Source organism: Streptomyces sp. NBRC 110611 (assembly GCF_001590865.1).
Lineage (GTDB): Bacteria > Actinomycetota > Actinomycetes > Streptomycetales > Streptomycetaceae > Streptomyces.
Window position 1 is genome coordinate 166,457 of sequence record NZ_BBUY01000006.1, and the last position, 14,574, is coordinate 181,030.

At 72.0% G+C, this 14,574-nt stretch carries 13 protein-coding genes, 1 tRNA gene and 1 pseudogene; 7 read left to right on the top strand and 8 right to left on the bottom strand.

All coding sequences use genetic code 11. The annotated features are described in order from the left end of the window. From AZE13_RS39045 to AZE13_RS16400, 4 genes are all read left to right on the top strand, one after another. Positions 1-256 (top strand): hypothetical protein (locus AZE13_RS39045; RefSeq protein ID WP_181690358.1); only part of this gene is annotated, 256 nt, incomplete at its 5' end. Positions 257-423: 167 nt separating this feature from the next. Further along, positions 424-1,116: a response regulator transcription factor gene (locus AZE13_RS16390; RefSeq protein ID WP_066931707.1), complete on the top strand. Its 693-nt coding sequence runs from the start codon at positions 424-426 to the stop codon at positions 1,114-1,116. Positions 1,117-1,213: 97 nt separating this feature from the next. Further along, positions 1,214-2,785 carry a sensor histidine kinase gene (locus AZE13_RS16395; RefSeq protein ID WP_079124068.1) on the top strand — a complete coding sequence of 524 codons (1,572 nt, stop codon included), beginning with the start codon at positions 1,214-1,216 and terminating at the stop codon, positions 2,783-2,785. Positions 2,786-3,002: 217 nt separating this feature from the next. Beyond that, the gene (locus tag AZE13_RS16400; RefSeq protein WP_066931708.1) at positions 3,003-4,100 is read left to right on the top strand and encodes a chitinase; all 1,098 of its coding nucleotides are present in this window, start codon (positions 3,003-3,005) and stop codon (positions 4,098-4,100) included. Between the two features lie 98 nt (positions 4,101-4,198). On the opposite strand, the gene AZE13_RS16405 is transcribed toward AZE13_RS16400, so the two are convergent. Further along, positions 4,199-5,167 carry a helix-turn-helix domain-containing protein gene (locus tag AZE13_RS16405; protein ID WP_066931711.1) on the bottom strand — a complete coding sequence of 323 codons (969 nt, stop codon included), beginning with the start codon at positions 5,165-5,167 and terminating at the stop codon, positions 4,199-4,201. Positions 5,168-5,314: 147 nt separating this feature from the next. Between AZE13_RS16405 and AZE13_RS16410 the strand changes: the two genes are divergently transcribed. Beyond that, on the top strand, positions 5,315-5,965 hold the full coding sequence (locus AZE13_RS16410) for an NAD(P)-dependent oxidoreductase (protein ID WP_066931713.1): 651 nt from the start codon (positions 5,315-5,317) through the stop codon (positions 5,963-5,965). An 87-nt stretch (positions 5,966-6,052) separates the two neighbouring features. Here AZE13_RS16410 and AZE13_RS16415 read toward each other — a convergent pair. The 4 genes from AZE13_RS16415 to AZE13_RS38140 form a co-directional block, all read right to left on the bottom strand. Next, positions 6,053-6,128 (bottom strand) — tRNA-His (locus AZE13_RS16415). Positions 6,129-6,287: 159 nt separating this feature from the next. Next, complete coding sequence (orn, locus tag AZE13_RS16420) at positions 6,288-6,965, bottom strand: oligoribonuclease (protein WP_258527834.1); 678 nt, start codon at positions 6,963-6,965, stop codon at positions 6,288-6,290. A gap of 5 nt (positions 6,966-6,970) precedes the next feature. Beyond that, complete coding sequence (locus AZE13_RS16425) at positions 6,971-8,239, bottom strand: helix-turn-helix domain-containing protein (protein WP_066931715.1); 1,269 nt, start codon at positions 8,237-8,239, stop codon at positions 6,971-6,973. A gap of 349 nt (positions 8,240-8,588) precedes the next feature. Further along, the gene (locus tag AZE13_RS38140; RefSeq protein ID WP_079124070.1) at positions 8,589-8,894 is read right to left on the bottom strand and encodes a hypothetical protein; all 306 of its coding nucleotides are present in this window, start codon (positions 8,892-8,894) and stop codon (positions 8,589-8,591) included. A gap of 366 nt (positions 8,895-9,260) precedes the next feature. Between AZE13_RS38140 and AZE13_RS16430 the strand changes: the two genes are divergently transcribed. Further along, positions 9,261-9,782 (top strand): universal stress protein, encoded by a 522-nt coding sequence (locus AZE13_RS16430; RefSeq protein ID WP_066931717.1) that lies wholly within the window; start codon positions 9,261-9,263, stop codon positions 9,780-9,782. Between the two features lie 314 nt (positions 9,783-10,096). On the opposite strand, the gene glmS is transcribed toward AZE13_RS16430, so the two are convergent. Then, the gene (gene glmS / locus AZE13_RS16435) at positions 10,097-11,923 is read right to left on the bottom strand and encodes a glutamine--fructose-6-phosphate transaminase (isomerizing) (protein ID WP_066931719.1); all 1,827 of its coding nucleotides are present in this window, start codon (positions 11,921-11,923) and stop codon (positions 10,097-10,099) included. A 75-nt stretch (positions 11,924-11,998) separates the two neighbouring features. After that, a complete protein-coding gene (locus AZE13_RS16440) occupies positions 11,999-12,289 on the bottom strand; it encodes a hypothetical protein (protein ID WP_066931720.1) in 291 nt (96 codons plus the stop codon). A 214-nt stretch (positions 12,290-12,503) separates the two neighbouring features. Between AZE13_RS16440 and AZE13_RS16445 the strand changes: the two genes are divergently transcribed. Continuing rightward, positions 12,504-14,123 carry a beta-N-acetylhexosaminidase gene (locus AZE13_RS16445; protein ID WP_107288364.1) on the top strand — a complete coding sequence of 540 codons (1,620 nt, stop codon included), beginning with the start codon at positions 12,504-12,506 and terminating at the stop codon, positions 14,121-14,123. Between the two features lie 37 nt (positions 14,124-14,160). Here the strand turns inward: AZE13_RS16445 and AZE13_RS38145 are convergent. Next, positions 14,161-14,471: pseudogene (locus AZE13_RS38145) on the bottom strand (hypothetical protein). Between the last annotated feature and the right edge of the window lie 103 nt (positions 14,472-14,574).

The following is a 14,574-nucleotide window of genomic DNA, read 5'->3' on the forward strand; positions in this document are numbered from 1 at the left end:
GGGCGTGGCCCGTTTCGCGGGCCGGTCGCCGGCGGACGGCGGGGAGGGGCTCGCCGACTGCGACGGTCTGGGGCGCTGCGTCGACGAGACCCGGGGGGACGCGCCGCCGTCCGTCCGCTCCCCGGCGGACGCCACCTGCTCGGAGAGCGGCAGCGCGCGCGGCGCGTCGTACGCGGTACCGGACAGCACCGTGCGCACGCCGAACCACGACAGGGCGACCGCGGCCCCGGTCGCCAGCGTCCAGGCCGCCGCGTGAACCAGTCCTCGCTGCATTCGGCACATACTGCACCAACGGCCCGTCCCGTCGCAGCCGTCGCGGGTGCGGACGCGGCCCGGTCCGGGGCCGGGCCCGGGGCCGGGCTCGTGTGCGCCGGCGTCAACCTCGGGTAAAGGCCCCTCCCCGAATGGCGTACGGTGCGGGCCATGGCACGTGTACTCGTGGTCGAGGACGACCAGTTCGTACGCTCGGCCCTCATCAGGCATCTGACCGAGGCCGCCCACACCGTACGCAGCGTCGGGACCGCCCTGGAGGCGCTGCGGGAGGTGGCGCACGTCGGCTTCGACGTCGTCATCCTCGACCTCGGTCTGCCCGATCTGGACGGCGGCGAGGCGCTGAAGATGCTGCGCGGGATCACCGACGTCCCCGTGATCATCGCCACCGCCCGGGACGACGAGGCCGAGATCGTACGGCTGTTGAACGACGGTGCCGACGACTACCTCACCAAGCCGTTCTCGGTCGAACACCTCTCGGCCCGGATGGCGGCCGTCCTGCGCCGCTCCCGGGCCGGCGCGCCCGGCGCGGAACCGCCCTCACGGGTGATCCGGGTCGGCGGCCTCTCCGTCGACCCGCTGCGCCGCCAGGCCGCGCTCGACGGTGTCGCGCTCGACCTCACCCGCCGGGAGTTCGACCTGCTGGCCTTCCTCGCCGGGCGCCCCGGTGTCGTCGTCCCCCGCAAGGAGCTGCTCGCCGAGGTCTGGCAGCAGGCTTACGGGGACGACCAGACCATCGACGTCCATCTGTCCTGGCTCCGCCGCAAACTGGGCGAAACCGCGGCGCGGCCCCGCTACTTGCACACCCTGCGCGGGGTCGGGGTGAAGCTGGAGCCGCCGCAGTGAGCCGGGGGCGTTCCCCCGCGGCGTCCCACGTACGGAGCCGGGGGCGCTTCCCGGCGGCATCCCGCGGACGGAGCCGGGGGGAGAAGGACGGGACGGCATGAGGTGGGCCCTGGTCAAGGTGGCGCTGGCGGTCACCACGATGGTCGTGGTCGCGTTCGCCGTCCCGCTCGGGCTCGTCGTCAAGGAGATGGCCCGCGACCGCGCGTTCTCCAACGCCGAGCGGCAGGCCGCCACCATCGGCCCGGTCCTCGCCATCACCACCGACCGCGCCCAGCTGGAACGCGCCGTGGCCAGCGCCGAGACCGGCCCCGGCGGCCGGATCGGCGTCCATGTCCCGGCCGGCGGCAAGCACCCCGCCCCCGCCGAGATCGGCAGCCGGCACGCCGCACCGGCCGATGTGACGGCCGCCCTCGACCTCGGCCGGGCCTCCATCGCCCCGGTCCCCGGCGGCTCGTCGCTGCTCCAGCCCACCGCCGTCGCCTCCGGTATCGCGGTCGTCGAGGTCTTCGTGCCCGACGCGGAGCTCACCAACGGCGTCACCACCTCCTGGGTGGTGCTGGCCGCCGTCGGCCTCGGGCTGGTCATCGGCTCGGTCGCGGTCGCCGACCGGCTCGGCACCCGCATGGTGCGGCCCGCCGAACGGCTCGCCCGCGCCGCCCGCGACCTCGGCAGGGGGAGGCTCGGCGTCCGCGTCCCGGAGGACGGCCCCAGGGAACTGCGGCTGGCCGCCAGCGCCTTCAACTCCATGGCCGACCAGGTCGTCCAACTGCTGGCGAACGAGCGCGAACTGGCCGCCGACCTCTCCCACCGGCTGCGCACCCCGCTGACCGTCCTCCGCCTCAACGCCGCCTCGCTCGGCGACACCCAGGCCGCCGACCAGACCCGGTCCGCCGTCGCCCAACTGGAGCGCGAGGTCGACCAGATCATCCGCACCGCCAGGGAGCAGAAGGCCCAGACCCGGCAGGCGGCGGCCGCGGCCGGCTGTGACGCCGCCGAGGTGATCCGGGAGCGGATGGCCTTCTGGTCGGCGCTCGCCGAGGACGAGGGCCGCACCGTACGCATCGCCGGCGCGGACCGCCCGGTACGCGTCCCGGTCGCCCGCCCCGAACTGGCTGCCGCCCTGGACGCGATGCTGGGCAACGTCTTCCGGCACACGCCCGAAGGCACCGCCTTCGCGGTCGACGTGCACAACGCGGAGGACGCGGTGATCGTGCTGGTCTCGGACGCCGGCCCGGGCATCGCCGACCCGGACGCGGCGCTGCGCCGCGGTCACGGCGGCGGCGGGGACGGTTCGACCGGCCTCGGTCTGGACATCGTGCGCCGGCTGGCCGAGTCCACCGGCGGTGATGTGCGCCTGGGCCGCTCCGTCCTCGGCGGCACCGAGGTCCGGGTCTGGCTGGCCCTGGACGGCCCCGTGCGGCCGGTCCGGCGCCGCGGCCACCGGCTGCGCCGTACGCTCGGCACCCGGCGGCGCCGGGCGGCCGCCCGCACCGGCTCCCGGGCGGAATCCCGGGCGGAATCCGACGCGCACTCCCGGACGGAATCATCCGGCGCGGGCGCACGGGCGGACTCGCCCGCGGATCCCCGGGCAGACGCCCGGGCGGGCGCACGAGCCGTCGAACAGGCGGACGCGCACACGGACGCGCGGACGACTACGCACGGGGCATAGGCCGGAGGTCTTAACCGCCCCCTTCCGCTTCCTTAAGGCCGCCATAATTCCGCCAACAGCCGTACGGTTCCAGGCATTTGTCCGTTTCGCTGCCGCTAGCGTGCGAGACGCACCCGGGTGCACACCCCCACGCCGTGCGCACCACCCCGGTACGCACACCACCCGGGTGCACCGCAGCTCCCGCGCATGACGACGTACGACGACAGGCAGGCACGAGATGAACTCCTCGGCACACCGCCGGCGCACCAGCCGTACCACCCAGCTGATCGTGACCGGCGCGGCCGTGGCGGTCGCGGCCGGCGGCGCCTTCGCCCTCGCCGGATCCGCTCTCGCGGGGCCCGACCGGCCGACCGGGGCCGCCGAGGCGCCGCAGGCCGTCGGCGGCGGCGCCGACCGTGCCGCGGGAACCGCCGCGCGGGCCGCGGGCGGCTTCGCCCCGTACGTGGACACGTCCTTGTCCCCCGCCTACGACCTCCTGGACACCGCCGGCAAGACCGGGGTGAAGGACTTCACCCTCGCGTTCATCACCTCCGGCGGCGGCTGCGTCCCCAAGTGGGGCGGGGCGGGCGAGCTGGACGACAACCCGGTGGCGCAGCAGATACCCGGCCTGCGCAAGGCCGGCGGCGACGTCCGGGTCTCCTTCGGCGGTGCCAACGGCTCCGAACTCGGCCTCGCCTGCACCTCCGCGGACGACCTCGCCGCCGCGTACGGCAAGGTCATCGACCGGTTCGCGCTCACCAAGGCCGACTTCGACATCGAGGGCGGCGCACTGCCCGACACCGCCGCCAACACCCGCCGCGCCCAGGCCATCGCCCAGCTCCAGAAGAAGCACCCCGGCCTGGACGTCTCCTTCACCCTGCCGGTCATGCCCGAAGGGCTGACCCCGGACGGTGTGAACCTGCTCGCGGACGCCAAGAAGAACGGCGTCAAGATCTCGTCCGTGAACATCATGGCGATGGACTACGGAGCCTCCTACACCGGCGACATGGGCACCTACGCCACCCAGGCCGCCACCGCCACCCACGGCCAGATCGCGAAGGCGCTCGGGCTGAGCGACGCGGACGCCTGGAAGGCGGTGGCGGTGACCCCGATGATCGGTGTCAACGACGTCCAGAACGAGGTCTTCACGGTGGACGACGCCACCGAGCTGGTGAAGTTCGCCGAGGACAAGCACCTCGCCTGGCTGTCGATGTGGTCCTCGACCCGCGACCGGCCCTGCCCGGGCGGCGCCGGCAACTCCGCTCAGCCGACCTGCAGTTCCCTCGACCAGGAGCCGCTGGCCTTCACCAAGGCGTTCGCCGCCCGCATCGGCTGACCAGCCCTTCCCCCTCCGCCCTCCCGCCCGGGCCCTTCCTCCCCGGCCCGTCCTCCCTCTGGCCCCCTGCCCCTGACCATCCCCCACCGGCGGTCCGGTTACCGCGCCCCTACCGGACCACCGTCCCGCAGGCGGGGCGCGGCGGGTCCACCCCCTGCCCGCTGCGCCCCGCCCCGTACCGCGGCGCGGAAGGCGATCGGGGCACTGCCGGTCTGCCGCTGGAAGAACTTGCTGAAGTTGGTGGCGTCGGCGAAGCCCAGCCGGTCCGCGATCCGGGCCGCGGACAGATCGCAGTGCGCCAGCAGCCGCTTGGCCTCCAGCACCACCCGGCGGTCGATGAACTCCTTCGCCCCGACCCCCGTGGTGGCCTCCGTGGCCCGCGAGAGGGTGCGCGGTGCGTACCCCAGCGCCCGGGCGTAGTCGGCGACCCGGCGGCTACGGGTGAAGTCCCGCTCCACCGCGTCCCGGAAGCGCAGATACGTCTCGCCCGCCTCGCAGCCGCCCGGCCCGTCACCGGCCGGCCCGGCCGGGTACGCGGCGCGCAGCACCAGAACCGCCAGCAGATGCCGCAGCACCTCCAGGTGGACCTCCAGCGGCAGCCCGCCCAGCGCCGCGAACTCCTGGTGCAGCTGGCGCATCGCCTGGTCCACCTGGCGCGCCGCCGTACCCTCGGGGTGCCGTACGGGCGGCCCGTACCAGTCCTCGATCCGGGCCGCCGCCGCGGTCGACGGATCCAGGAAGCCGGACTCGAAGAGCACCAGCCGGCCCTCCGCACCCGTCAGATCCCCGAAGTGCTGGACCTGCCCGGGGCGCGACCAGAGCAGATCGCCCGGCTGGAGCAGGTGCTCGCGGAAGTCGACGCAGTGCACCAGCCAGCCGCTGTCCAGTGTCAGCAGATGGTGGAAGCCGGGGCGGTGCGGGGTGGACAGCCGGCAGGCGTCCGCGCGCTCGCGCAGCTCGGCGAGCGTCATCACCTCCACGCCCGCGGGCCGCCCGGCCGGCGCGGAGAACGCCACCTCCCGGATCTCCGGGGCGGCCCCCTCACCCATCTGTCGTTTTTTGACCATCGAAGGTCCCTTCCCTACCCCGAAACTCCCCGCTCCCACCCCTAGCGTAGGAGACGTCAGCGCACCTGCTGACGGAAAACGGAAGTCCGCGGACCCGGGTACGCCGACCGTCGGACACACGGCACACGACCACCTGGGAGATCCACCATGTCCACGATCGCTCTCTTCGGCGCCAACGGCAGCATCGGAAGCCGCATCCTCAGCGAGGCCCTCCGGCGCGGCCACCAGGTCACCGCGGTCGTCCGCGACCCCGCCAAGATCACCACGACCCACCCGAACCTGACCGTGGCCACCGGAGACGTCCTCGACCCCGGCTCCGTCGCCGCCGTCGCCAAGGGCAAGGACGTGGTGGTCAGCGCGGTCGGCGGCGGCGACGGCCCGGGCCACATCGCCACCATCGAGCCCGCCGCCGAATCCCTGGTCGCCGGTCTGCGGACGCTGGGCGACGCCGCCCCGCGGCTGATCGCGGTCGGCGGCGCGGGCTCGCTCCGTACGCCCGACGGCAAGCAGGTCTGGGACACCGAGGGCCTGCCCGAATTCCTGCTCCAGATCATGCACGCCCACGGCGACGCGCTGGACTTCTACCGGACCGTCTCCGATGTGCGCTGGACCAACCTGAGCCCGGCCGGCACCATCGCGCCCGGCGAGCGCACCGGCAGCTACCGCACCGCCACCGACGACCTGGTCACCGACGCGGACGGAAACAGCAGGATCTCCACGGAGGACTACGCCGTCGCCCTCCTCGACGAGATCGAGCAGCCCCGGCACATCGGCGAGCGCTTCACCATCGGCTACTGAGCCGGCGGCCGAACGGCCTGACATACGCCCGGGATACGGGCCGGGAAATGAGTGAGGCCCCCGATCCGAGATCGGGGGCCTCACTGCTGGGGTGAGTAACGGGACTCGAACCCGCGACATCCTGGACCACAACCAGGTGCTCTACCAGCTGAGCTATACCCACCATGGCCGGTGCTGTGTGGTTCCTTTTCCCCACCGGCTGAGAAAAAGTGTACAGGGTCCGGAGGGGTGCTCACGCCCAGGTTTTCCGCCCGGAGCTGTGTGAGCGTGTCTTCCGGGTCACGTCAGGCCGACCGTGGCCCGGAAGACAGCCCCAGGTGCGTTACGGCGAGGGCGCGGACTGCGGCGCCGGCGGGGCGCACTCCTCGGCGGAAGCGCCGGCGCCGCCGCCGGGGGAAGGCTCGGCCGGCAGGACGTACTTGGCGGCGATCGCCTTCGCGGTCTCCGAGTCCGGACCGGGCTGCGGCACGAAGACCGCCTCCCGGTAGTAGCGGAGCTCCGCGATGGATTCCCGGATGTCCGCCAGCGCCCGGTGGTTGCCGTTCTTCTCCGGACTGTTGAAGTAGGCCCGCGGGAACCAGCGGCGGGCCAGCTCCTTCACGGACGACACATCGACGATCCGGTAGTGCAGGTGGCTCTCCAGCGTCGGCATGTCGCGCAGCAGGAAGCCACGGTCGGTGCCGACGGAATTACCGCACAGCGGGGCCTTCCCCGGCTCCGGCACATGCTCCTTGAGGTAGGCGAGCACCTGCGCCTCGGCCGCCTCCAGGGTCGTACCGCCGTCCAGCTCCGCCAGCAGCCCGGAGGCGGTGTGCATCTCGCGCACCACCTCCGGCATGGTGCTCAGCGCCTCGGCCGGGGGGCGGATCACCACATCCACCCCGTCGCCCAGCACATTCAGTTCCGAGTCGGTGACCAGCGCGGCCACCTCGATGAGCGCGTCATTCGCCAGCGAGAGCCCGGTCATCTCGCAGTCGATCCACACCATGCGATCGTTCATACAACTCACCCTACGGGGCGCTCGCGCTGTCCGGGCAGCACGGGTCGTCCCGCAGCACGGCCGACCGGGGTCTCCGCCAGCCGGGACGCGTAGCCGTCCGGCTGCGGTTTGCCCAGGTCACCCGCTTCTGCGGTGGCCAGCGCATGGCCGGCCAGCGCGGTGGCGGAGAACCGCTCCACACCGCTCGCCCCCAGTGCGGCCCGCTCGCGCTCCGGCCGTTCGGCGCGCTCGGGCCGCAGTGCGGGCTCGGGTGCCCCGTTCTGCGGGCGGCGGGCCCGGTAGGCGGCGGGCGAGGCGCCCAGCTGCCGCCGGAAGTGACCGCGCAGTGCGACCGGCGAGCGGAACCCGCAGCGGCCGGCGACCTCGTCCACCGAGTAGTCGGAGGTCTCCAGCAGCCGCTGGGCCTGGAGCACCCGCTGAGTGATCAGCCACTGCAGCGGGGCGCTCCCGGTCAGGGAACGGAACCGCCGGTCGAAGGTGCGCCGGCTCATGTACGCGCGCGCGGCGAGGGTCTCCACGTCGAACTGCTCGTGGAGGTGCTCCAGCGCCCAGGCGACGACCTCGGCGAGCGGGTCGGCGCCGATCTCCTCTGGTAAAGACCTGTCGAGGTAGCGCTGGTGCCCCAGGTCGGAGGCGGTCCGCCGGGGCGGTACGACGAGGCGGCGGGCCAGCGCGTTCGCGGCCTCCGCGCCGTGGTCGGTCCGCACGATGTGCAGACACAGGTCGATACCGGCCGCCGTCCCCGCGGACGTGAGCACATCGCCGTCGTCGACGAAGAGCTCACGCGGGTCCACATGGACGGACGGATAACGCTTGGCGAGCGTCGGCGCGTACATCCAGTGGGTCGTGGCCGGGCGGCCGTCGAGCAGTCCGGCCGCGGCGAGGACGAACGCCCCCGTGCACAGCCCGACGATTCTGGCCCCTTCTTCGTGCGCGCGGCGCAGCGCGTCCAGCGCCGCGGGCGGCGGGGCCTGGGTGATGGAACGCCAGGCCGGCACGACGACCGTCCCGGCTCGGGAGATCGCCTCCAGCCCGTAGGGGGCGGACAGCTCCAGCCCCCCGGTCGTGCGCAAAGGCGAATCTTCGCCCGCGCACACAAGCAGTCGGTATCGCGGAACGCCGGCATCCTGCCGGTCGATACCGAAGACCGAGAGCGGAATGGAGCTCTCGAAAATAGGGCCGCCGCTGAAGAGGAGCACCGCGACTATTTCGCGGCGTCGTCGGGCGGCGAGCTTGCGTGCGGCATCTGGTACGGCAGCGGAGTCCTGGCTCATGGCACTTAAGCCCCCCTCGGTCGTCTCGCCCTCTCGGTCCTGCACAGTTCCCCCGCCGTCACTACCAAGATCGAATCTACTGTGTCCCGTGAGGATGGCGTGCCAAGTTCACCACCCGCTGGTATGTCGATATGGCAACTTGGCGTGAAGCATTCGATCACGAAGCGTTCCACTCGTCGGCCCTGCATGGGAAGTGCGCGTCTCGGCTCTGCCCGTTCGCAAGAGGACACAACCATGCCCAGCGGTCCTTTCCGCCCTGCTCACACCAGGGTTGAGGGGGGTGCGGGGCAAGGTGGGGGATCGGTCCTGAAGTTGGCTGGAAACATTCGCGCGCAGACTTGCGGGCGCCTCAGTCGACCGGCGTACGCCCTTCGGACCGGCGTCCGCCCCCACGCGCTCTTAGTCCCGAATGCCCCCTTCTGTCCCGTCGTCGACGCCTCCCACGGGCGCGGTACCGCGCGCCGGTCTGTTCGGATCGCCGTAACAGGACGCGGCAGGCACAGGTCACCGCCGCCAGCCCGACGGCGGTCCCGGCCGCACCGGCCCAGGATGTGCCGCTGACGATCAGGACGACCGGCACCAGCGCACAGCTGAAGGCGGCCCAGCGCACCACATCGCTCACTGGGTCGGGTGATCTGTCGGGTCGCTGCGGCACCTCGGTCTCCCCTCCGGACGGGCTGCTACTACAACGCCGACGGCGATCGTGGGTCACCACGAGGGGTACGTACAGGGGCACGCCGGGCCATTGCCATCCGGGCCACGCTCCGGCATGCTCCGGGGAACGTTCGAGTCTCCTCACCCTCTCGCACGGGCGCCGGGCGCGCGGGCGGGCTCTGGGCAGCGGAGGAGTGGCGCCGTACTCTTGGGGTAACGGCTTGGGAAGATGATTCCCAGTCGTATCGTTCCCCTTTGAACTATGGCTTCCGCATTTCGAGCGAGCCAGCTCAGTCAACTGCCGGATCAAGTCAATCGCCGTTCCCCGTTCGCCCCACCGCAACAGGACGTCCTCGCCGAGACACCCATGGCCGGTCACGAATCCCCCGAACCAGCGGACCGCAAGCAGGTCGCCGATCCGACGGCGGACCTCGAAGCGGCGGAAGAGACGCGATGCTCATGCGACCCCGCGTTCCGGCACGGCGTGGTGGTCGGCTTCGACGGGTCCATGTCGAGCGAGCGGGCGTTGGCGTATGCAATCGGTATCGCGCGGCGCCACGACTCCGGATTGATCATTGTCCATGTGGCCAACCGGCTGCCCACGACGGTCTGGGCCGGCTGTGAGCCCCCGGTCTTCGTGGACGTCCCCGACCACCGCACCGAGGTGCTCGGGCTGGAGCTGGCCTGTGCCGATCATCTCAGCGAGGTGCCCTGGATCCTCGTCGAGCGCGGCGGGGACATCTGCCACGAACTGGAGGAGGTCGGCCGGGAGTACGAGGCCGACGCGATCGTGGTCGGCTCCACGCACGGCATCGTCGGCCGGATCTTCGGCTCGGTCGCCGGCCGGCTGGCTCGCCGGGCTCAGCGCCCGGTGATCGTCATCCCCTGAGGCGATTCCTCCCCGCCCGGTTCCGCGCACAGTTGAGACGGCGTCATCACGGTGCGCGGCGCAACTCTTCCTCCCCACCTCTCCTGACCGAAGAGGTGGATTGTGTCCCTCTGAGGGGTAGAAAGCAGTTATGTGGGCGCGCCGCTCCACGGGCCCGGCGGTCGCGCGCACGGCAACTACGTGCCGTCGGCCGGGATGTGACGGTTTCCGGGGCGGCGGCATCCTGCCGGCGTATGGGCGACGCCGGCATAGGGGAGGCGGCGGCGTCGCGTGCGTAGGTGGCACGCGCGCGACGCCACCGCCCCCGTACCCGACTACTCCACGGTGACCGACTTGGCGAGGTTGCGCGGCTTGTCGATGTCCCGGCCCAGCGCCAACGCCGTGTGGTAGGCGAGCAGTTGGAGCGGGATGCCCATCAGGATCGGGTCCAGCTCGGGCTCGTTCTTCGGGACGACGATGGTGTGGTCGGCCTTCTCCTGCTCCTGGTGCGCGACGGCCAGGATGCGGCCGCTGCGGGCCTTGATCTCCTCCAGCGCGGCGCGGTTCTTCTCCAGCAGGTCGTCGTCCGGGACGATCGCCACGGTCGGCATCGCGGGCTCGATGAGCGCCAGCGGGCCGTGCTTGAGCTCGGAGGCGGGGTACGCCTCGGCGTGGATGTACGAGACCTCCTTGAGCTTCAGCGAGGCCTCGCGCGCCACCGGGTAGCCGCGCACCCGGCCGATGAACATCATCGACTTGGCGTCCGCGTACTTCGCCGCCAGGTCCTTGACCTGCTCCTCGCCCTTGAGGATCTCGTCGATCTGGCCGGGCAGCTTGCGCAGGCCCTCGATGATCCGCTTGCCGTCCGCGACGGACAGGTCGCGGATCCGGCCCAGGTGGAGGGCGAGCAGCGCGAACGACACCACCATGTTGGTGAAGCACTTGGTGGAGACGACGCAGACCTCGGGGCCGGCGTGCACGTAGATGCCGCCGTCGGTCTCCCGGGCGATCGCCGAGCCGACCACGTTCACCAGGCCCAGGACGCGGGCGCCCTTGCGCTTGAGCTCCTGGACGGCCGCCAGTACGTCGTAGGTCTCACCGGACTGGGAGACCGCCACGTACAGGGTGTCGGGGTCCACGACCGGGTCGCGGTAGCGGAACTCGGACGCCGGCTCGGCGTCGGAGGGGATCCGGGCCAGCTCCTCGATCATCTGCGCGCCGATCTGGCCCGCGTGGTACGAGGTGCCGCAGCCGAGGATCTTCACCCGGCGGATGGTCCGGGCCTCGCGGGCGTCCAGGTTCAGGCCGCCGAGGTGCACGGTGGAGAAGCGGTCGTCGATCCGACCGCGCAGCGCGCGGTCCACCGCGTCCGCCTGCTCGGAGATCTCCTTGTGCATGTAGGTGTCGTGGGCGCCCATGTCGTACGACTCGGCCGCGTACTCGACGGTCTCCGGGGCGGACGTGGTCCGTGAACCGTCGGTGGTGTAGGTGCGGTAGTCGTCGGCCTTGAGGGTGGCCATCTCGCCGTCGTCGAGGGTGACGACCTGGCGGGTGTGCGAGACCAGCGCGGCGACGTCGGAGGAGACGAACATCTCATGCTCGCCGATGCCGAGGACGACGGGGGAGCCGTTCCGGGCGACCACGATCCGGTCCGCGAAGTCGGCGTGCAGGACGGCGATGCCGTAGGTGCCCTCGATGTGCCGCAGCGCCTCGCGGACCCGCTCCTCCAGCGTCTCCGCCTGGGCGCGGCCGATCAGGTGGGCGAGGACCTCGGTGTCGGTCTCGGAGACGAACTCGACGCCGTCGGCGGTGAGCTTGGCGCGCAGCTCGGCGGCGTTGTCGATGATGCCGTTGTGGACGACGGCGACCTTGCCCTCGGCGTCGACGTGCGGGTGGGCGTTGCCGTCGGTGGGCGCGCCGTGGGTGGCCCAGCGGGTGTGCGCGATACCGGTGGTGCCGGCGAACCGCTTCGGCAGCCGGGCCTCCAGCTCGCGGACCCGGCCCTTGGCCTTGGCGGTCCGCAGGCCCGCGGTCTTGCCGGTGCCGCTCGCGTGGATGGCGATACCGGCGGAGTCGTAGCCGCGGTACTCCAGGCGCTGCAGGCCCTCCAGGAGCAGCGGAGCGACATCACGCTTGCCGATATATCCGACGATTCCGCACATACAGTGACCCTCCGAGAACGTTGCTGTGTAAATGCTGTGTGTATGACGCGATGGACGTGACTGACGTGATGTCGGTCAGCCGTAGACCAGACGGCGCAGCTGGCGAGCCGAGAGATCGGGCGGTGCCACCGCCCGGTGCGGCATCTCGCGGCGGATCCGTTCGAAGATCGCCTCGTTCCGCAAGCCCTGGGACTGCAGCTCGCGGTGGCGCCGGCGGACGAACTCCTCCGTCGTCTCGTCGAAGTACGCCAGCACATCCAGCACCACCCGGGCGGCCTCACCGCGCTGCAGCGGTGTGCTGCGCACCAGGTGGTCCACCAGGTCTTCGTGTGGCGCGTCTGCGCTGTGGTTACGGCGTTCGAGCACCCGTAGATACTGCGGTGCGAGACCAAGATTCGCAAGAAATCTGCCCGAAATCGGGCAGGTACCCGGTTTGGCCGCTGGAAACTGGCCGCAACCTTGACCGGATATGAGGCTCACGGTACGCATGGTCACCGTTCCGTCGCTCCATCGCTTCATCGCTCCATCGCTTCATCGCTCCACGCCATGCGTGATCCGACGTTCGCCGAAGGGACCGCCGATGAGACGACGACGCATGCTGTTCTCGCTGCTGATGGTGGCCGCGGCGGGGATGGGAACCACCGCCGCGGCCGCCATATCCCCCCACCCGGCCCGGGCCGCCGCCACCACCGTGCCCCTCGACCGGGTCGTGCCCGCCCCGGCGTCCGTACAGCCGGGCGGCCGCCCGTACACCCTCGGCGACGACACCCGCATCCGCGTGCCCGCGGGATCATGGGAGAGCCGGCGGATCGCCGGATACCTGGCGGACCTGCTCCGCCCGGCGACGGGGTACGACCTGCCGGTGACGACGCGCGGCGGCAACGACGGCATCGTGCTGCGGCTCGGCGGCCGCCACGCCCGGGGGCTGGGCGCCGAGGGCTACCGCCTCACCTCCGGCGGGCGGGCGGTGACGATCACCGCGGCCCGGCCCGCCGGCCTCTTCCGCGGCGTCCAGACCCTCCGCCAGCTGCTGCCCGCGGCCGTCGAGCGGCGCACCGGGCGGCCCGGGCGGCCCGGGCCGTGGCGGATCGCCGGCGGCACCATCGCCGACCGGCCGCGCTACGCGCACCGCGGCGCGATGCTCGACGTCTCCCGGCACTTCTTCACCGTCGCCCAGGTCAAGCGCTCCATCGACCAGCTCGCCCAGTACAAGATCAACACGCTGCACCTGCACCTCTCCGACGACCAGGGCTGGCGGATCGCCCTCGCCTCCTGGCCCCGGCTGGCGACCTACGGCGGCTCCACCCAGGTCGGCGGCGGCCCCGGCGGCTACTACACCAAGGACGACTACCGCGAGATCGTCCGCTACGCCGCCGACCGCTACCTCACCGTCATCCCCGAGATCGACATGCCGGGCCACACCAACGCCGCCCTCGCCTCGTACGCCGAGCTCAACTGCGACGGCAAGGCCCCGCCCCTCTACACCGGCACCAGTGTCGGCTTCAGCTCACTGTGCGTGCCGAAGAAGGTGACCTACGACTTCATCGACGACGTCATCCGGGAGATCGCGGCGCTCACCCCCGGCCGCTACCTCCACATCGGCGGCGACGAGGCCCACTCCACCAGCCACCAGGACTACGTCGCCTTCATGGACCGCGTCCAGCCGGTGGTCGCCAAGTACGGCAAGACCGTGATCGGCTGGCACCAGCTGACCGGTGCGCGCCCCGCGGACGGCGCCGTCGCCCAGTACTGGGGGTACGACAAGACGGGCGCGCCGGAGCGCGCGAAGGTCGTCGACGCCGCGAAGCGCGGGACGGGGATCATCCTGTCCCCCGCCGACCACGCCTACCTCGACATGAAGTACGACAAGGACAGCCCGCTGGGCACCAACTGGGCGGGGTACGTGGGCGTCCGGCGCTCCTACGACTGGGACCCCGGCGACTACCTGGAGGGCGCGCCCGGGGAGGCGATCCTCGGCGTCGAGGCGCCCCTGTGGTCCGAGACCCTCTCCACCTCCGCGCACCTCGAATACATGACCTTCCCGCGGCTGCCGGCCCTCGCCGAACTCGGCTGGTCCCCCGCGGACACCCATGACTGGGCCGCCTTCCGCGAACGCCTGGCCGCCCAGGGCCCACGCTGGGACGCCCAGGGCATCCACTACTACCGCTCACCGGAGGTGCCCTGGCCCGACGGCCGGTAGGACCCGTGGGGCGGCGCGGCCGGCCCGGGAATCCCCCCTACTCCCTCGCCCCACGCCGTGCGCCGCTCGGCCAGACGACGTCTACCGGCACGCCGGCGATGCGTGCCTCCTCGACGGTGTCGGCCGTGCCCCCTCCCTTCCCGGAAGGGGGCACGCCGTCCCAGACCGCCACCAGGGCTTGACCTTGGCCTCCCGGTAGTCCCGCGAGGGCAGGATGACGACCAGCCGACCGCCGGCCTCGACCACGGCCTCGGCGAACAGCGTGTCCGAGCCACGTGCGAGGCAGGTGACGCCCACCAACTCGTGATGGTGCTCGCGCAGCAAGCTCCGCAGTTCCTCTTGCACCAGCGTGCGCGGGACTGCCAGTGGCTGCTCGCCCACCACACCGCGAGGGCCGGCTGGTGACCGTGGACGAGGTGAAGCTCCCTCCCGTAGGGGAACCCCCGGAGAA